This window comes from Gordonia cholesterolivorans (assembly GCF_039531975.1).
Lineage (GTDB): Bacteria > Actinomycetota > Actinomycetes > Mycobacteriales > Mycobacteriaceae > Gordonia > Gordonia sihwensis.
Genome location: NZ_BAAARB010000009.1, coordinates 1 through 18076, shown reverse-complemented (window position 1 = coordinate 18076; position 18076 = coordinate 1). Strand labels below are relative to the sequence as shown.

The window sequence follows — 18076 nt, the reverse complement described above, 5'->3', positions numbered from 1 at the left end:
GTGGCGAACTCGCATCCCCTCGTCGATCGCGGTGCCGCGGTCTCCCTCACCGGGCAGGACCTGCACCTGAGCTTCGGCGACAACCACGTCCTGCGCGGCGTGGACATCCATGTGGAGGCCGGCACCACCACCACGGTCATCGGTCCGTCCGGATCGGGCAAGTCCACGCTCCTGCGTGTTCTCAACCGGCTCCACGAGCCGCAACAGGGCGATATCTTGATCGACGGCCGCAGCGTCCTGAAGGACGACCCGGATCAACTGCGCCGCCGGATCGGCATGGTGTTCCAGCAGTTCAATCTGTTCCCGCACCGCACCGTGGCGCAGAATGTGGAACTCGGTCCGCGCAAACTGCTCGGCCTCGGCAAGGACGAGGCGCGGGCGCTCGCCATCGCCCAACTCGAGTCGGTGGGATTGGCGCACAAGGCCGACGCGCGGCCCTCGACCCTCTCGGGCGGACAGCAGCAGCGCGTGGCCATCGCCCGTGCGCTGGCCATGCATCCGCAGATCATGTTCTTCGACGAGGCCACCAGCGCCTTGGACCCGGAGCTGGTCAAGGGTGTGCTCGCGTTGATGACCGATCTGTCCGAACAGGGCATGACGATGATCGTGGTGACGCACGAGATGGGCTATGCCCGCGACGTCTCCGACCACGTCGTGTTCATGGACGAGGGAATGGTGGTGGAGACCGGGGCACCGGAACAGATCTTCACCGATGCGCGCAGCGACCGCCTGAAGACGTTCCTGTCGCAGATCCTCTGACGCGGGGCACTGCCTCAGCGGCCGACCAGCGCTGCGAACTCCGCAGAGGTGTAGAACGGGCTCAACCGGCGGCGCAGAGCCGCCTCGACGAACCCGTCGGCGTCGATCCGTGCGATGACGGGCGGACCGAACCGCATCGCCTCCTCCACCAGGTCGTCGCGCCCCACGCCCAACTCGTCGAGCAGATCCGACAGCGAGGTGGCGCCGTAGGTGTCGAAGACCTCGTCGACGCCCTCGTCGAGAATCGCCCGGAAGAACGGCGTCTCGCGGAACGTACGCCAGAACTCGAAGACCAGCACCACTGCGTCTTCGACATCCGAACTGCTCAGCACGTCGCGCACGTCACCGACGCTCTGATCGGCGCCGGCGAGCCATACCTCGCGAGCGGCGTCGAGCACGAGATGATCGGCTTCGGCGCGGTTGGCTGCGAGCACCGTGCGAGCGCAGTGTCTCGCGACTCGCTCGACCATCGAATCGACGACGGTCGCCACCGGGCCCGGCATCCGGGAGGAGTCGACCGCCCGTTGGATCGCCTCCACGCACGCATCCTCGGTCGCCGGACTGTCGAGGACGCGTTTGAGCATCCGCCGCGACAGACCCAACTCGGCGACGCCGGCCGCCAGTTCCTCGTAACGGCGCCTCTCGAGGACGTCACCGAGCCGGGTGTCGTCGCCAGTCGAGTACTCGTAGATCCGTGAGGCGACGGTGCCGACGAGACCGGGGATCGCGCCGTCGACCGGGAATGCGATCGCGTACTTGCGTGCGACGGCCTTGACCAGATCGCGGGAGACGGCATCTTCGAGCGGCAGCTGGTCTGCGGCGTCGAGGAACGCCGTGATCTCCTCCTCCACCAGCGCCGCGAACGCCACGGGGTCGGTGAGCCGGCGGCGCTCGTAATCGACGTGAGCGTCGAGGAGTCTCGCGGCGAGGTCTGCGGCGTCCGATGACATGCCACTCATGCTACGAAACCTCATCCGGGCTCGGCGGATCGTGCACGACGCGGGTCTCGCGCGCCGCGTGCCCGGCACTCGGCACGCCGAACCTCCCGGTCCGTCGCCGCACCGCGACGGTCGCGGACGTGACGACGAGCATCGCCGCGACGGAGATCCACACGGCCGAAGTCGGCCCGGTCAGATTGTGGGTGGCCGCCCCGATCATTCCGCCGACGGCGAGCGCGAACCACAGGGACAGGTTCCGGAGCCACAGCATGCGGGGACCGCCGGTGAACGCCTCGACGAGTTGTTGTCCGGCCTTCACGAGCGTCCCCGTCATGTAGGTCAGGCCGATGCTCACCTCGCCCTTCCTCAGGAAGGTGGAGTTCATCGCACCCATCGCCGCGGGCAGTCCGATCGCGAAGGCGGACGACGGAGCCACGAACACACAGGCCAGGGCGCTCGCCGCCAGCAGAACGGTGGTGGTGAGGAGAACGGTGGTCCGGCCGTCCCAGAACCGCGCGGCGATCGCACCGATCACGGCACCGCAGAAGAACATGGCGAGGATCGATGCCACGGTGCCCGCACCGCCGAGGCGACCGGTGCCGAGTTGCGTGGCGAGTTCGGTGGTGTTGCCGCTCATGAACGACACGAACGATCCCTTGAGTTCCAAGAAGCCGACCGCGTCGAGGTAACCGGCGATTCCGGAGAGCGTCACCGCGAGCGCGATCTCCCGCCGATGCGCGGACCTCACCGTCCGGCCAGCATCTGTCGGAGCACCGTGACCACGCCTGCGTCGACGTTGCTGGGAGCCCGGAACCGCGCACGTTCGAGCACGTCGGGGTGCGAATTGGCCATCGCGAACGACCACCGTGCGGCCTCGAGCATCTCGAGATCGTTCAGGTAGTCGCCGAAGACGACCGTGTGCTCGGGGCCCACGCCGAGAAGAGCCTGCAGTTCCCGGACACCGGTGGCCTTGTGTGTCCCCGGCGCGGTGATGTCGATCCAGTGGCTCCCCGACACGGCGAGTTTGTGGTCGCCGACCAGCGGAGCGAACAGTTCCGCGGCACTCGACTCCGCGTCGGCGAAGTCGTAGATCGCGAGCTTGACCACATCGCCGTCGACCTGGGCCTGATCGGCCACATGCTCCAGCCGAACGCAGTACCGGCGAGCGTGAACGACGAACTCGGCGTCGTCGGACTCGATGAAGGCTCCGTCGGTCCGGTGCACGAGCAGTCGGAGATCGCGCCCGTGCCGATCGGCCTCGCGGACGGTGTCGATGACCGAGGCGACCAGCGCGGGATCGATGGTCGACGACGTCAACAGACTGCCCTCGTGCATCACCATGCTGCCGTTCTCGGCGACGTACGAGAGTGTGCCGCGGTGCGGGGCGAAGATCTCCTCGAGGGTGTAGTACTGCCGACCGCTCGCCGGGACGAACGCGATACCGCGTCCGGTCAACTCATCGAGGATCGGCCAGAAGGCGTCGGGAACCCGGCCGGCGTCGTCGAGCAGCGTTCCGTCCATGTCGGCGACGACCATCCGGATGTCCGCTGACCGAAGCCCATCAAGCATGTCTCGATGGTAATGCCGACGGCACCGCCCTCAGGCACCCAGCGGGCCGATGCGGTGCGCCACCCCCGATCAGCTGCCGGTCAGAAGAAGTCGCCGCCCCCGAAAACACCGAAGTCCCCGCCGTCGAAACCACCGAAGCCGCCGTCGAAACCGCCGCCGTCGCCGAGGTCTCCGCCGCCGTCCCCGCTGTCGCCGCCGCCGTCCCCGCCGTCGGAGTAGTCGCCGCCGGCCATGTCGGCGTCGGCGACCCCGTGCGGGACACCCGCCATTCCGGAGAACAAGGAGCTGAACAGCAGCGCCGATCCCACGCCCCACGCACCGCCGATGAGCGCCGGACGCCACCACGGCTCGGAGTACCAGCCCGCGGGCACCGGACGTCCCGCCACGCGACCGCCCGGATAGTAGTTGGGCGTCTGGCTGGACGGCTTCGGCGACGCCTCGACGGTGCGGCCGTCGAACTCCACCGACCGCTCCTCGGTCACCGATCCGGCCGCGCGCTGTCCCTCGAGTTCGGGGATCGGGGGACCCGGATCGAGTTTCAGTGCGGTGCGGGCCGCGCGAATGTAGTACAGGCCTTCCACGGCGGTCTGCTTGGCGAGTCCGGCCTGAGCGGGACTGGACGCCTGCTCGATCTGCGAGCCGGCCGCGGTGAACCGCTCGCCCGCGTCGGCGAGTGCCTGCTTGGCAGCCGGGTCGTCGCCCGGGTCGAGCGAGTACACCTGGCCGCCGAGTCGTTCGATCGCCTGCCGCGCATCGGCCTTGGCGTCGTCGAGAGAAACGCGTCCGGATTGGGCAGTGGCGGTGCGGTTGCGCATCATCGAAAACACTCCGACGGCGATCAGCGCGATGACGAGGATGAAGAGGATCTCTAACACCCTCTCCAGCGTACGGATCGTACGGGCGGGCGGCGACGAGGCGAGTCAGCGGAGCCCGTCGAGTTTGACCGGATTCCGCACCGCGTACACCGCCGTCACCTTCTCTCCCATCACTTCGACCGAGACCACGCTGTCGAGATCCCCGTCGATCGTCACCACCAACGACGGCATGCCGTTCACGACCGTCATCCGCATCCCCACCTCACCCAGGGTCGGTGCCTTGGCGAAGAGTCCGGTCGCCATCCGCGCCACCCGGGCCGCACCTTCGATCGGCCGGCGCGCCGCCGCCACGACGCCGCCACCGTCGCCCATGTACACCACACCCGGAGAGAGCGTGTCCATGAGTTCCTGGAGATCGCCGGTGGCGGCCGCGGTCAGAAACCGCTCGGCCACCGCCCGCGCATCCTCGGGGTCGGCGACCGCGGCGGGGCGTCGGGCACGGACGTGGTTTCGTGCGCGATGCGCGATCTGCCGGACCGCAGGCTGTGACTTTCCGATCGCGTCGGCGATCTCGGCGTACCCGAAGTCGAAGACCTCGCGCAGCACGAAGACCGCGCGCTCGTCAGGAGTGAGCGACTCGAGGACGAGGAGCATCGCGGTCGTGACGGCTTCGCCGGACAGGACGTGGTCGAGTCCGGAGTCCTCGGCAATCGACTCGAGCGGTTCCGGCAGCCACGGACCGACGTATGTCTCGCGTCGTCGCGACGACGCCCGCGCGGCGTTCAACGCCTGTCGGGTCACGATCCGCGCCAGGTACGCGCGCGGGTTCTCGACCTCCGACCGGTCGCCTTCCTGCCAGCGCAGCCAGCTCTCGGACAGTACGTCCTCCGCGTCGGCGACGGACCCGAGGATCTCGTAAGCGATCGAGAACAGCAGGGGACGGTGCTCGGTGAACTCCGCGACTCCGGGTGGCTCTGGGGCGCTCATGCCGCGCCCGGCTTCCACGCGTACCGACCGGCACGGACGGTGTGCACCGTGCTGCGGCACACCTGCTCCTTGATCGCCGCGGCCGTGCGCCCGCGTAGCCAGAGGCTCGCCGGACTGTCGTCGCGGTGCACCCGCTGGATCACGCCGTCGGAGCGGCCGAGCGACACGCACTGCGCCACGAACGCGACGGAATAGGGCTTGTGCGACCGGCCCGTGAAGTCGGCGGCGATCAGATCCGCCGCGTACACCCCCTGCGGAATCGCGGCCTGGCAGCTCATGCGCGATCCCGGAACCGCCGCTCCGTCGCCGACCGCGATCACCCGCGGATCGCTGACGCTGCGCAGATGATCGTCCACCACGACGCGGCCGGCGTCGTTCACCTCCAGCCCGCTCTGCAGAGCCAGCTCGCCCACCCGGCTCGCGTTGGCCCACACCGTCAGCGCCGCGTCCCGTCCGCCCGACCACCGCTGTCGGACCACCTCGACGCCGTGCCCGGCGAGCACCTCGGCGACCTGCGCTCGGGCCTTCGCGCCGAGCGATCGGGCGATCGGCGCATCGCTGAAGAGCCGGATCCGCACGTCGCGGCGCCGAGCCGCGATCTCCGTCGCGGTCTCCACCCCCGTCAGCCCACCTCCGACGACGTCGACCGAGGCTCCGTCCGGCAGGGAGCGCAGTCGTTCGGCGGCCACGGCAGCCGACTCGGGCGCGCCGACGTCCACGGCTCCCTCCGGAGCGCTCGGTGCACCGCCGACCGCATAGACGAGGCGGTCGAACTCCAGCGCGCCGCCGTCGCTCAGGGCCACCGAACCGTCCGCGATCTTCGTCACCGCCGCGATCCGGGTCGTCACCGACTCGTCGAGCATCTCGGTCAACGGGTGGGCCGCGGTCCCGCTGCCCGCGACCACTTGGTGCAGTCGGATGCGTTCCACGAACTCCGGGCGTGGATTGACGACGACGATCTCGGCGCCGCGCGCCCGTCGCGCCAACCGGTTCGCGGCCATCGTCCCCGCGTACCCCGCTCCCACGATCACGATCTTCATGACGACCTCCCAGGTGTTGTTCTCGATCAGACACCCATGGGACACCGCGGGGCCGCCACCTGTGACACGCTCCGCCAGTGATCGCCGAGATCGGCGTCTCCGGTCACCGCCGCACCGCGGATTCGTCGCCGCTCCAGCGCAGACGCAGTTCACGCTTGAGCACCTTTCCGGTGGCTGTGCGCGGCAGCACGTCGACGAAGTGCACCGCCCGCGGGCTCTTGAAGTGGGCGATCCGCTCGCGGGTCCAGGCGATCAGCTCCGCTTCGGACACCTGTGCGGCCGGTTTGGCGGCGACCACCGCGGTCACCGACTCGCCCCATTTCTCGTCGGGCAGGCCGATCACCGCGACCTCCGCGACGGCCGGATGCCGGTACATCGTCTGCTCCACCTCCGAGGCGTAGACGTTCTCTCCGCCGGTGACGATCATGTCCTTCTTCCGGTCGACGATCCGGTAGTACCCCGCCTCGTCGCAGGTGGCGAGATCGCCGGTGTGGAACCAGCCGTCCTGCAGCGCCTCGGCCGTGGCCTCGGGCTTGTTCCAATAGCCGACGAAGACGTTGGGACCGCGAACCAGAAGCTCGCCGATCACGCCCGGCGGCACCTCGTCTCCCTCACCGTCGGCCACCTTCATCTCCATATGGAGCACCGGCTTGCCGACCGATCCCGCGTACGCGACGGCCTCGTCGACCTCCAGAACGCAGACGTTCGGAGCGGTCTCGGTGAGGCCGAAACCCTCGCAGAGCCGAACGCCGTGCCGCGTGAGACTCTCGATCAGCACCACCGGGCACGGCGCACCACCGGAGATGCCGAACCGCAGGGAACTCAGGTCCGCGGTCTCGACAGCCGGCGAGGCATCGATCGCGGCCCACATCGCGGGCACCGCGAACGCCACGCTGACCCGATGTTTCGCGACCGCGTCGAGCCACGCGTCGGGAGTGAAGGTCTCCAGCACCACGGTGGTTCCCCCGATGTAGAGCAACGGCAGCGTGATGACGCCCAGCGCACCGATGTGGAACAGGGGCGCCGAGGCGATGTTGACATCGCGCGGTCCGACGCCGTCGCCGGCGGTGAGGTTGTTGATGCCGTTCCAGTGGTGATTGGCGTGGGTCAGCATCGCTCCCTTCGGAAAGCCGGTGGTCCCCGAGGTGTACATGAGCATCGACAGGTCGTCGGCGGCGACGTCGACCGGCACCCGCTCGTCGCTGCCCTCGGCGATGAGTGCCTCGTACTCCGAGGGCTCGCCGGCGGCACGCTGCTCGCCCGACGGGATCTCGACGATCCCGGACACCTCGGTTCCCTCGGCCGCGGCACGGGCGAGGGCCGCAGTCTGGGGTGAGACGAACAGGAGGCGGGCACCGGAGTCGTTGAGGATGTACTGCACTTCGGGGGCCTGCAGTCGCCAGTTGATCGGTACGGCCACCGCACCGAGTTTGGCGACGGCGAAGACCACCTCGAGCATGTGGGTGCTGTTGAGAGCGAGGAGCGCGACCCGGTCTCCTCGGCCGATGCCGCGCGAGCGCAAGGCGTCGGCCAGCGCGTTGGTCCGGAGATCCAGTTGTTCGAAGGTGTACTCGGCGCCGGTCGTCGCGTCGATCAGTGCGACGCGGTGTGGATGCCGCACCCGGTGCAGGGTGGGCCAGTTGCCGATGCCGTTGTCCATATGACGATCCCATCGATTCGCGCGGCGGCGCCGCTGTGGTGCGTGATGTGGATCACCGTAACCTCACGAAGAAAAAGTCACAAGCGCTTGTTTTGTGTCGTCGGCGCGCCGCCCGAGTCACGCGCCGGCCGGGCCCGTGAGCAGCTCGATGCGCCGTTCGCCCTCCACATCCGCGAGCAGTGCCGATCCCGCCGGGCGCAGGTCGACGGCCGCACCGTAGACGATCGGCCAGCCGAGATAGCGACAGATGAACGACCGGGAGAAGTGCCCGTGCGAAACGACCACCACGTCACGGCGGACCAGTTCGGCCTCGACGTACCGCACTGCCCGATCGACGCGCTGCGTCATCTCCTGGACGGACTCACCTCCGGGCGCTCCGTGCGTCCAGATCGACCAGTCCGGCTCGTATTCCGCGCGGATCTGCGATCGGGTGATCCCCTCATAGTCGCCGTAGTCCCATTCGGCGAAGTCCTCGCCGACCTCGTCGGGCGCCAACTCTGCCAGTTCCGCCGTGCGCCGGGCACGGCGGCGCGGCGAGGAGATGACGTACGGATCCTCCAGCCCGAGACGCTGGGCGATGCCCGCCAGCGCACCCGCCTGCACCTCTCCCGTCTGCGTCAATCCGATATCGGTGCGCCCGGTGTGCCTGCCCGTCCGTGACCACTCGGTCTCCCCGTGGCGGATCAGCAGGATGCGGGGGTGACGGGTGCAGGTGTTCACCGCTCGTACCGTACCGATCGCATCGGCCGGACGCGTCCCGAGTTACTCGAACCGCTCCAGAGTCTGCGGGTCGTACAGCCGGAAGCCGAGCGAGCGCATCACGTCGATCACCACGTTGATGTCGTGCGGCTCGACGCCGTAGCCGGTGAAGACCACGAGTTGATCGTCCATGAAAACGTCGAAGGCCGGTCCGTCCGCGGCGGTCCCTCCCGGCGGGTAGAGCATGTTCTGATTGCGAGACCAACGGTCGAGGTCTCCGATGGCGCCCTCGACGGCCGCGGCGTCGACGGGGCGGACGGCCGCGACCCTCTCACCGCTGTTCAACCTGTTGTAGGTCTCGCCGCAGTCCGCGGAATCGCCTCCCGACCAGAACGCCAACGTGTAGCTCATGCCCCCGATTGTCCACGACTCCCCCACGGCGGACAGCGGTATTCGACGGGCGCTCCCAGCCCGGGCGGGCGCGTAGCCTGAGGCCATGCTCTTCGCTTTCTCCATCGCTCCCGGAACCAGTGACGACCCCGACGGATCGGTCAGCGCGGCCGTCGCGGAGGCGGTCCGGGTGGTACGCGCCTCCGGCCTTCCCAACGAGACGACCTCGATGTTCACCACCGTCGAAGGAGACTGGGACGAGTGCATGGCCGTCATCAAAGCGGCCTGCGAGGCCGTGGCCGCGCACAGTCCGCGCGTGAGTCTGGTGCTGAAAGCGGACATGCGCGAAGGATTCTCCGGTCAGCTCACCGAGAAGGTGGAGAGGATCGAGCAGCGTCTGCGCGCGGAGTCCTGAGCCACTGCCGAGATCATGCGCGTCGCGGGTCGTCGAGGGAAGATCGCCCTCGGGTGAGGCCCGCACGACTGATCTCCGCAGCACCTCGGTCAGAGTTCGCGGACACGACCGTCCTGGACGTCCCAACGGCGGTCGACGTGGACGTTCTCCAGCATCCGGCGGTCGTGGGTCACGACCAGCAGTGCGCCGTCGTAGGTGTCGAGCGCGGATTCGAGTTGCTCGATCGCGGCCAGATCGAGGTGGTTGGTCGGCTCGTCGAGCACCAGCACGTTGACGCCGCGGACCTGCAGCAACGCGAGCGCCGCCCGGGTGCGCTCGCCGGGCGAGAGGTCGGCGGTCGGACGCCCCACGTGATCGGCTCGCAGTCCGAACTTCGCCAGCAGCGTCCGCACCTCCTCGGTTGTGGACTCCGAGACGAGTTCCTCGAAGCGGTCCGCGAGCAACTCGGGTCCGGAGAACTGCGCACGCGCTTGGTCGACCTCACCGATGGCGACATTCGCGCCCAGGGCTGCGGTGCCGGAGTCTGGCTCGATGCGCCCCAGGATCAACCCCAGCAGCGTTGATTTCCCCGCACCGTTGGGACCGGTGATGCCGATGCGCTCACCAGCGTTCACCTGCAGTGACACCGGACCCAAAACGAACTCGCCCTGCCGGACGACGGCGTCGTTGAGAGTGGACACCACCGAACTCGACCGCGGCGCCGTTCCGATGGAGTACTCGAGAACCCACTCCTTGCGCGGCTCGACGACTTCTTCGAGGCGCGCGATCCGGCTCTCCATCTGCCGTACCTTCTGCGCCTGCTTCTCACTCGAATCAGTGGCCGCCTTGCGACGCACCTTGTCGTTGTCGGGATTCTTGCGCATCGCGTTCCGCACGCCCTGGCTCGACCACTCCCGCTGCGTCCGAGCCCGTGCCACGAGGTCGGCCTTCTTCTCGGCGTATTCCTCGTAGGCCTCGCGTCGGTGCCGGCGCGCCACTTCCCGCTCCTGGAGGTAGCTCTCGTATCCACCGCCGAAGACGGTGTTCGTGTGCTGTGCCAGGTCGAGTTCCAGGACGCGGGTCACACTCCTCGACAGGAACTCCCGGTCGTGGCTCACGAGGACCACGCCGCCGCGCATGCCGGCGACGACCTCTTCCAGCCGGGCCAGGCCGTCGAGGTCGAGATCGTTGGTGGGCTCGTCGAGAAGGACGATGTCGAAGCGGGAGCACAGCAGCGCCGCCAAGCCCACGCGCGCGGCCTGACCTCCGGAGAGACCGGTCATCAGCGCCGACTCGGGTGCGCCGGCGGTCGTGTCGAATCCCAGCTCGGCGAGCACCGCGGGCAGGCGTTCGTCGAGATCCGCAGCTCCGGTCGCGAGCCAATGATCCAGGGCCGCGGAGTAGGCCTCGTCCCCGGTCCCGTCGGCCAGCGCCGCCGCGGCCGCGTCCATCGCGGCCGTCGCCGCCGCGCAACCGGTCCGTCGGGCCACGTATTGGCCCACCGTCTCGCCCGGCACCCGCTCATGCTCCTGAGGCAACCAGCCCACGAAGGCGTCCGACGGCGCCCGCACCACCGTTCCCTCCAGCGGTGCGAGATCACCGGCGAGGATGCGGAGCAGCGTCGTCTTCCCGGCACCGTTGGCGCCGACCACCCCGACCACATCGCCGGGCGCCACCGTGAGGTCGAGATGATCGAACAGCACCCGATGGGCGTACCCACCGGAGACGTCCTTGGCGACGAGCGTTGCGGTCATCGGTCCATCGTCGCATCCGCGGGCGCGCGCTCGACGGGGCGGCTCACGGGTGCTCGTCGGTGGCTCGCGAATCGGTCAACGCCAACGCGCCCCACACGGAGACCACCCCGACCACCACCGCGAGCACCGCGAATGCGATGCGCTCGCCGCGGAAGAACGAGGCGACGAGGTCGCTGCCCCACACGCCCGGCGGCAGACTGGTCGTGACCAGCGCGGCGATCATCGTGCCGATCACCGCGGTGCCCACGCTGGTGCCGATCTCCTGCGCGCTGTCGTTGAGCGCGGTGCCGATCGACGTCCGGTTGCTCGGCATCGCTCCGACCAGCGCCACCGCGCAGATCGTCATCACCGTCCGCAGACCGATCGTCAGCGTCACCATGAAGACGGCGATCGCCGGGTAACCGTGGTCGACGGCCCACGCGAGTCCGGCGAGCGAGCCCGCGAGGAATCCGGCGCCGATCACACACGCGATCCGATGACCGAATCTCTTCGCCAGGTACTCCGAGAGCGGGGTCGCGAGAATCATCGTGATGATGAGGGGCAGGTTCGCCAGTCCCGCCCGCATCGGACTCCACCCGTACGCGTACTGGAAGTGCAGAATCAGGCCGAACATCACACCGGCCATCGCGATCGACGTACCCACCTGCGCGATCGCCGCTCCCCGCACGGTGCCGTCGGCGAAGACGCCGAGGTCGAGCATCGGTTCGGGGGTGCGGCGCTCATGCCACACGAAGGCGCCGAGGGCGACCGCCGCCCCGACCGCCGACGCCCATACCGGGCCGGACGTCCAGCCGTGCTCCACACCCGCGGTGAGGGTGTAGCACCCGAGACCGATCGCGAGAATGCTCAGGGCCGCGCCCGGCAGATCGAGACGATCTCCGGTGAGATCCTGCGGATCGTCGGCGGGGACCCCGAGCCGGACACCGATCCACGCGATCAGCGCGATCGGGGCGTTGACCAGGAGAAGCCATTCCCAGCCGACGTGTGCCAGCGCCGTTCCGCCCAGCACCGGACCGAGGATGAAGCCGCTCATGCCGACGACGATCATCAGCGTCATCGCGCGCATGCGGAGCGCCGCGTCGTCGAAGAGGCGGAAGACCAGCGAGTTGGTGATCGGGGCCATCGCGGCGGCGGCGACGCCGAGCAGCGCGCGCAGGGCGATCAGTTCGCCCGTCGAGGAGACGGCGAGAACGCCGAGGCTGATCACGCCGAAGGCGGCGAGCCCGACGAGCAGAACCCGTCGTCGCCCCAGTTTGTCGGCCATCGATCCGGCGGTCAGCAGCAGACCCCCGAAGGTCAGCGAATAGGCGCCCGTGACCCATTGGAGCGCGGTGGTGCCGCTGCCCAGATCACGCCCGATGGTCGGCAGTGCGATCGAGAGCAACGTGTTGTCGACCATCTCGACGAAGAACGCCAGGCACAGGGCGGCCATCGGCATCCAGGCGGCACGGACGGATGTGTAGGTCCGGGATCGTGCGGTCCCGGAGCGCGAGGTCTCGGCGACGTCAGTCATGAGACACCTCCTTATCGAACGACGTTCGGTTATCGAACCTTGTTCGATACAATAGAACGACGTTCGATAGGATGCAAGGGAGGAGGATTCATGACTGTTCCCGAGCACGACCGCCCGCAGCGACGAGTGGGCCGCCGCCGCGCTTCCCATTCGATGGACACGGTGATCGGAGAGGCCGTCGCACTGCTCGACGAGTCGGGCGAGTCCGCGCTGACCTTCCGCGCGCTCGCGGCACGCCTGGGCGGCGGCGTCGCAAGCATCTACTGGTACGTCTCGAGCAAGGAGGAACTGCTCGACCGGGCCGCCGACCACGTGCTCGGCGAGGTGCTCATCCGGACCAATGACTTCGACGACACCGACGATCCGATCGCCGACCTCCGGGCGGTGGCGGTCGCGCTGTTCGACACCGTGGTCGACCGGCCCTGGCTGGGCGGATACCTGATGCGCGACACCGGCACCCAGCCCAACGGACTGCAGATGTACGAGCGGCTCGGCCGTCATGTGATGCGGCTGGGCCTCGGGCCGCGAGAGACCTTCCACGGTGTCTCGGCCGTTCTCGGATTCGTCATCGGAACGGCCACCGACCTCGGACAGCAGCCGCCCGCGGCCGTGCTCGACGGCACGATGAGCCGCTCGGAGTACATCGAGCACTTCGCCGACCAGTGGCGATCCCTCGACCCCGATCAGTATCCGTTCATCCACTACACCGTCGACGAGTTCGCCGTGCACGACGACGCCGAGCAGTTCCGCGCCGGCCTCGACCTGCTGCTGTCCGGACTCCGGTTGCAGGCCGGCGGTCGCTGAGACGGTCTGGCGCAGAGACTGTCGGGCGCCGAAGCTGTCCGGATACGACGAAACCCCTCGGCCGGAGGGATTCCGGCCGAGGGGCTCCGTGCAGGTGTCGGCTAGCTGTAGTCGTAGAAGCCGCGGCCGCTCTTGCGGCCGAGACGACCCGCGTCGACCATGCGGCGCAGCAGTGCCGGCGGCGCGAAGTGCGGCTCGGCGAACTCCGCGTACAGCGACTCGGCGGCGGCCAGGCAGATGTCGAGGCCGACGGTGTCGCAGAGGGTCAACGGGCCCATCGGGTAACCGCAGCCGCCCTTCATCGCGGCGTCGATGTCCTCGGCGCTGGCGTAGCCCGAGTCGTACATCCGGATCGCCTGGCACAGGTACGGGATCAGCAGCGCGTTGACGATGAAGCCCGAGCGGTCGCCGGCCTGCACGGTGGTCTTGCCGAGCACGTTCTTGGCGTAGTCGGTGACCGCGGCGGCGGTCTCCGGCGCGGTGGTGAGCGCGGAGATGATCTCCACCAGCGGCATCACCGGGACCGGGTTGAAGAAGTGGACGCCGACGACGCGCTCGGGACGGCTGGTGGCGGCGGCGATCTTGATGATCGGGATCGACGAGGTATTGGTGGCGAGGATGGCCTCCGGCTTCACCACGGCGTCGAGCTTGGCGAAGATGTCGTGCTTGATCGACTCGACCTCGGGTGCCGCTTCGATGACCAGTTCGCGGTCGGCGAACTCATTGACGTCGAGGGTCACCTTCACACGGGCGATAGCCGCGTCGGCGTCCTCCTGCGAGATCTTGCCCTTGGCGACACCGCGCCCGATCGACTTCGCGATGCGCTCCGCCGCCGCATCGGCGAACTCCTGCTTCGTCTCGAGGACCAGCACGTCGCTGCCGGCCTTCGCGCACACCTCAGCGATGCCAGCTCCCATGGTTCCGCCGCCGATAACGCCGATGAGATTCACAAGTACTCCAAACCGCAGGGCCGCCGCGACGACGGCCGGAACAATACTGTCGACGCACAGCGTAGTTGCCTGCCGCGACGGGACGAGCAGGGGTCCGGATCGGCCTCACTTGCTCATCAGGCGCCGGATGTCGTCGCGGCCGCTCACCACGGTCACCCGGCCGCCCTCTCCGGGGTCGGGATCGGGCAACACGCGGTCGGGATCGATCAGGTAGACGTCGAGGCCGTCGAGAGTCAGTCGGCGCACCGCCTCCAGGATCATGCGGCGTCCCACGTCGCCGACCGAACTGACCCGCATGAGGTTGATCGCGACCCGCTTGCGCGTCGGCGGCGCGTCCGCCAACTCCCGGACGATGCGTTCGGCGCCGGCGAACCGGATCTCCCCCTGCAGCGACACCACCTCGACACCCGACGGTCCGTGACCGAACTCGCGCCGACTGCGCACCACCGACGGACCCGCGGGCGGCACCTCCATCAAGTGCATTCCCATATCGGATGTGAAGCGCCGGAACAGGTCGACGCCGCGCACGCTGTTGCCGTGCCGGTCGAGCCGAGGAGAGAAGGTCGCGATGCCGGCCTGACCGGGAAGCGCGCCGATCAGCCCGCCCGAGACGCCGCTCTTCGCCGGGATCCCGACGCGGGTCATCCAGTCGCCGGCGCCGTCGTACATTCCGCACGTGGCCATGACGCTCAACGTCTGACGCACCACCGCGGCCGACACCACCGGCGCACCCGTCACCGGATTGACGCCCCTGTTGGCCAGCGTCGCCGCCATCATCGCCAGATCCTCGACGGTGACCAACAACGAACACTGCCGCGTGTATCCGGCGACGGCCACCAGCGGCCCCTCATCGATGATCTCGTTGGCGCGCAACATGTTCGCCAGCGCCCGGTTGCGGTAGGCGCATGAGATCTCCGACTCGTACACCCGCTGGTCCACACTCAGGCGACGCCCGGCGAAGGCACTGAGCCCGTCCACGATCCGCGCGTTGCGCGCTTCCGGCGTCGCGTCGGGCGGTCCGACGAGGGTGTGCACGGTGATCGCGCCGGCGTTGATCATCGGGTTCAGCGGGCGGCCGGTGCCGGGTTCGAGCGAGAGTTCGTTGAAGGCGTCGCCGGTGGGCTCCACCCCCACTTTCGCGAGGACATCGTCGAATCCCCGATCGGCCAGGGCGAGCGCGTACACGAACGGTTTGGAGATGGACTGAATGCTGAACTCGACGTCGGCGTCGCCCTGCGAGTAGCGGCGGCCGTCCTCGGTGCAGAACGACACGGCCAGCCGGTCGGGGTCGGCGTCGGCCAGTTCGGGGATGTAGTCGGCGGTGGCGCCGGACTGGTCGAACTCGACCGAACCGAGAGCTTCGGCGAGATAGTCGGGGATCGGAGAGCGCACATGCGCAGCGTACGTCGACGCGGCGGTCAGCGCCGCCGCACGGCGTAACGGCTGCTCAACTCCGCGATCCGCTGCGCGCGATATTCGGGCCTCATGCGGCCGGCGCGCTCCAGGACCGTGATTCCGTGCAGCGCACCCCAGAAGACCTCGGTGGCCGCGCCGCCCTCGTCGTCGCCGATCGTCTCCGCCAGCACCTCGAATCCCGCCCGCAGGTCTGCCGGCGAATCGGCGCTGGCGAACTCGGCGTCGATGGCCTGCTGAAACATCGCTTCGTAGATCGCCGGGTGGTCACGGCTGAACTCCAGATAGGCCTCGGCCACGGGTTCGACCGCGCCGCGGTCGCCGCCCTCGTCGAGAGCGGTACGGCACCGCCGTGTCAGCTCGACGAAGCCCTCGAGCGCCACTGCCAGCATGATCTCCGCTTTCCCGCCCGGGAAGTGACCGTAGAGCACTGGCTGGGTGTAGCCGATCGCATCGGCGAGGTGCCGCGTGGTGACTGCTGCCCAACCGTCGGCGTCGGCTCTCTCGCGGGCCGCGTCCAGGATCGCGCGGCGCCGCTGTTCGTACCGTTCCTGACGCGACATCCGCTCAGCCATATCCGCTCCGCCTATTGCTCTCCGGCCCGACGAGGCCTACCCTAGCATTACTAGAAACTCTAGTGTCGCTAGATTTTGGAGTCGGCATGTCCCCTGTACTCGCAGTTCTCGCCACCACCGTCATCGGGGTCATGGTCGGGGTCGAATTCTCCGTCGCCTTCGTGATCAACCCGATCACGCTCGCCGTGCCCGCCGGCGCCTCGATGGCCGCCCGCGCGCACGGCGCCCGCATGCTCGGACGAGTGATGCCGTTCTGGTACTTCGGATCGCTCATCCTCGCCGCCGCTCTCGCGGCCGCTTCCTGGGGCGCGCCGGCGGCGGCACTGGCGCTGGCCGCTGCCGCGCTGCTCGCACTGAGCGTTGTCTTGTCGATCACGCTTCTCGTTCCCGTCAACAACCGCTCCGCGGGCTGGACCCCGGACGACCACCCCGACGACTGGCGGGAGCAGACCCGCCGCTGGGACAGCTTCCACTACGTCAGGCTCGCGGTCATCGTCGCGGCGTTCGTCTTGGTCGCCGTCGCGGCGACCGTCGGTTGAGGAGCGATCACTCACCGTCCAGTTGGAGGAGCGACACGCCTCGCTCGGCGAGACGGAAGCGCAGCGGTTGCCTCGTCACCGTCTCGATCGCCTGACGACCGGTCTCCTTCCGGGTCGAACGAACCTGTTCGATCTCGTTCGTCGCCTGAGTCTGGTCGGCCACCATCCGATGGAGGTAGTGACTGCATTTGTGTGGCACGCCCACTCGGCCCGAGTCTTCGATTCGAGGGCGTGCGCTCGATCAGCGACGGATCGCAGGCGTCATAAGGACAAACATCGCGTACTCGCTGGTGACAGATCGACTCAGAGTCCGGTGCGGCAGCAAATATCCATCCCTACGTCCGCGACAATAAGGAACCACGCATCGCCTGTTTGATCCAGCACTCTATGGAGATCAACTAGAGCCGAGCGGGCCGTGAGATTCTCAGCCGACGCGGGTGAACGACAGCGAGCCACCCGAAGGCGCTGCGCGATGTCGCAACCGAAGAAGTACGGGTCAGGTTGATACCTGACCTGAATCCTGAACCGCTCATCTGGTCGCGGCTCCGAAAACGGCCCGGTCAGGCCCTCGTGCGAGTAGCCGGCGTAGGTCGTGCTGTCGACGTCGTGAGGTCGCTGCGGGCCCTGAGCGGTGCGCGCGCCGACGCCTACCTCGCGGATCTTGCGAGCGGGTCGGCGGGAGCCGACTTGACCCGCCGAGCAATCGGCGGGTCCGTTCGTCATCGGTCAGGGTCGGCGGGCGGCGGTTAACGTCTCGATGTGCCGCCGGTCTGCCGGGTCGTGGCCGTCAGCCTCAAAAATTCGGATCGCCAGCGGCCACTGGACCTGGTCCGGGTCGACTTTCCACCACAGCTGTGTCATAGAGAACTTGGTCGAGGCCGAGTTGCTGCCGCCGATCCATACTGTTTCGCCCGCGAGTTCAGTCGACGCCGACACCTCGTAGCGAACGCCGCGAACGTCCGTTTTCGCGTAGATGCTGAAGCCCAACCCGAGGGGAGTGATGGTGATAGGCGACACCCATGCACGGACCCCTGGTAGCTCGCTGGCAATTTCGACTGCCTCAGTCCCGCTCAACATTGAATCACCCACGGCTCACGACACTATCCGCCGCCGGCCGCTGCCATGGGGCAGTACGTAGAACAGCCGTTAGCCTCGAAATTTCATCGGGGTGACGTCCTGGCCTGTGCGGTTTCGGATTGATGGTTGTGAGCTGATTGTGCCTGTCGGGTACGACAAGGCCGCCGATCGTCGGATACGTCCGGGTTCCACATCACCGG

At 68.3% G+C, this 18076-nt stretch carries 19 protein-coding genes; 4 read left to right on the top strand and 15 right to left on the bottom strand.

The window, feature by feature from the left end:
- The gene (locus ABFX36_RS09925; RefSeq protein ID WP_346076151.1) at positions 1 to 759 is read left to right on the top strand and encodes an amino acid ABC transporter ATP-binding protein; all 759 of its coding nucleotides are present in this window, start codon (positions 1 to 3) and stop codon (positions 757 to 759) included.
- Between the two features lie 14 nt (positions 760 to 773).
- Here ABFX36_RS09925 and ABFX36_RS09920 read toward each other — a convergent pair whose 3' ends face one another.
- The 9 genes from ABFX36_RS09920 to ABFX36_RS09880 all read right to left on the bottom strand — a co-directional run bounded on the left by ABFX36_RS09920 (position 774) and on the right by ABFX36_RS09880 (position 8878).
- The gene (locus tag ABFX36_RS09920; RefSeq protein ID WP_346076149.1) at positions 774 to 1709 is read right to left on the bottom strand and encodes a hypothetical protein; all 936 of its coding nucleotides are present in this window, start codon (positions 1707 to 1709) and stop codon (positions 774 to 776) included.
- A 10-nt stretch (positions 1710 to 1719) separates the two neighbouring features.
- Positions 1720 to 2445, bottom strand: coding sequence for a YoaK family protein (locus ABFX36_RS09915; RefSeq protein WP_346076147.1), 726 nt, complete (start codon positions 2443 to 2445; stop codon positions 1720 to 1722).
- Positions 2442 to 3266, bottom strand: a complete 825-nt coding sequence (locus ABFX36_RS09910; RefSeq protein ID WP_346076145.1) for a Cof-type HAD-IIB family hydrolase — start codon at positions 3264 to 3266, stop codon at positions 2442 to 2444. The genes ABFX36_RS09915 and ABFX36_RS09910 overlap by 4 nt, the downstream gene beginning before the upstream one ends.
- Positions 3267 to 3346: 80 nt before the next feature.
- Positions 3347 to 4084 (bottom strand): DUF1542 domain-containing protein, encoded by a 738-nt coding sequence (locus ABFX36_RS09905; RefSeq protein ID WP_428832052.1) that lies wholly within the window; start codon positions 4082 to 4084, stop codon positions 3347 to 3349.
- A gap of 102 nt (positions 4085 to 4186) precedes the next feature.
- The gene (locus ABFX36_RS09900; protein WP_346076141.1) at positions 4187 to 5068 is read right to left on the bottom strand and encodes an RNA polymerase sigma-70 factor; all 882 of its coding nucleotides are present in this window, start codon (positions 5066 to 5068) and stop codon (positions 4187 to 4189) included.
- Positions 5065 to 6108 (bottom strand): NAD(P)/FAD-dependent oxidoreductase, encoded by a 1044-nt coding sequence (locus tag ABFX36_RS09895; RefSeq protein WP_346076139.1) that lies wholly within the window; start codon positions 6106 to 6108, stop codon positions 5065 to 5067. Before ABFX36_RS09895 ends, ABFX36_RS09900 begins: the two co-directional genes overlap by 4 nt.
- 103 nt (positions 6109 to 6211) lie before the next feature.
- Positions 6212 to 7768 (bottom strand): acyl-CoA synthetase, encoded by a 1557-nt coding sequence (locus ABFX36_RS09890; RefSeq protein WP_346076137.1) that lies wholly within the window; start codon positions 7766 to 7768, stop codon positions 6212 to 6214.
- Between the two features lie 117 nt (positions 7769 to 7885).
- Positions 7886 to 8488, bottom strand: coding sequence for a histidine phosphatase family protein (locus ABFX36_RS09885; RefSeq protein ID WP_346076136.1), 603 nt, complete (start codon positions 8486 to 8488; stop codon positions 7886 to 7888).
- A gap of 42 nt (positions 8489 to 8530) precedes the next feature.
- Positions 8531 to 8878: a hypothetical protein gene (locus ABFX36_RS09880; protein ID WP_346076135.1), complete on the bottom strand. Its 348-nt coding sequence runs from the start codon at positions 8876 to 8878 to the stop codon at positions 8531 to 8533.
- An 85-nt stretch (positions 8879 to 8963) separates the two neighbouring features.
- Between ABFX36_RS09880 and ABFX36_RS09875 the strand changes: the two genes are divergently transcribed.
- Positions 8964 to 9272 carry a thiamine-binding protein gene (locus ABFX36_RS09875; protein WP_346076133.1) on the top strand — a complete coding sequence of 103 codons (309 nt, stop codon included), beginning with the start codon at positions 8964 to 8966 and terminating at the stop codon, positions 9270 to 9272.
- Between the two features lie 89 nt (positions 9273 to 9361).
- Here ABFX36_RS09875 and ABFX36_RS09870 read toward each other — a convergent pair whose 3' ends face one another.
- Together ABFX36_RS09870 and ABFX36_RS09865 are read right to left on the bottom strand one after the other, a co-directional pair.
- On the bottom strand, positions 9362 to 11005 hold the full coding sequence (locus ABFX36_RS09870; protein ID WP_346076131.1) for an ABC-F family ATP-binding cassette domain-containing protein: 1644 nt from the start codon (positions 11003 to 11005) through the stop codon (positions 9362 to 9364).
- Between the two features lie 43 nt (positions 11006 to 11048).
- The gene (locus tag ABFX36_RS09865) at positions 11049 to 12518 is read right to left on the bottom strand and encodes an MFS transporter (RefSeq protein ID WP_346076129.1); all 1470 of its coding nucleotides are present in this window, start codon (positions 12516 to 12518) and stop codon (positions 11049 to 11051) included.
- 90 nt (positions 12519 to 12608) lie between these two features.
- On the opposite strand from ABFX36_RS09865, the gene ABFX36_RS09860 reads away from it, so the two are divergent.
- Positions 12609 to 13322 carry a TetR/AcrR family transcriptional regulator gene (locus tag ABFX36_RS09860; protein WP_346076127.1) on the top strand — a complete coding sequence of 238 codons (714 nt, stop codon included), beginning with the start codon at positions 12609 to 12611 and terminating at the stop codon, positions 13320 to 13322.
- A gap of 101 nt (positions 13323 to 13423) precedes the next feature.
- Here the strand turns inward: ABFX36_RS09860 and ABFX36_RS09855 are convergent, their stop codons facing one another.
- From ABFX36_RS09855 to ABFX36_RS09845, 3 genes are all read right to left on the bottom strand, one after another.
- On the bottom strand, positions 13424 to 14272 hold the full coding sequence (locus ABFX36_RS09855) for a 3-hydroxybutyryl-CoA dehydrogenase (RefSeq protein WP_222111161.1): 849 nt from the start codon (positions 14270 to 14272) through the stop codon (positions 13424 to 13426).
- A 105-nt stretch (positions 14273 to 14377) separates the two neighbouring features.
- Positions 14378 to 15664, bottom strand: coding sequence for a glutaminase (locus tag ABFX36_RS09850; protein WP_222111162.1), 1287 nt, complete (start codon positions 15662 to 15664; stop codon positions 14378 to 14380).
- A 26-nt stretch (positions 15665 to 15690) separates the two neighbouring features.
- Positions 15691 to 16260 carry a TetR/AcrR family transcriptional regulator gene (locus ABFX36_RS09845; protein ID WP_222111163.1) on the bottom strand — a complete coding sequence of 190 codons (570 nt, stop codon included), beginning with the start codon at positions 16258 to 16260 and terminating at the stop codon, positions 15691 to 15693.
- An 86-nt stretch (positions 16261 to 16346) separates the two neighbouring features.
- On the opposite strand from ABFX36_RS09845, the gene ABFX36_RS09840 reads away from it, so the two are divergent.
- Entirely contained in the window at positions 16347 to 16799 is a 453-nt protein-coding gene (locus tag ABFX36_RS09840) for an anthrone oxygenase family protein (RefSeq protein ID WP_222111164.1), read from the top strand.
- A gap of 726 nt (positions 16800 to 17525) precedes the next feature.
- Here ABFX36_RS09840 and ABFX36_RS09835 read toward each other — a convergent pair.
- Positions 17526 to 17888: a hypothetical protein gene (locus ABFX36_RS09835; protein WP_222111165.1), complete on the bottom strand. Its 363-nt coding sequence runs from the start codon at positions 17886 to 17888 to the stop codon at positions 17526 to 17528.
- Positions 17889 to 18076 lie beyond the last annotated feature (188 nt).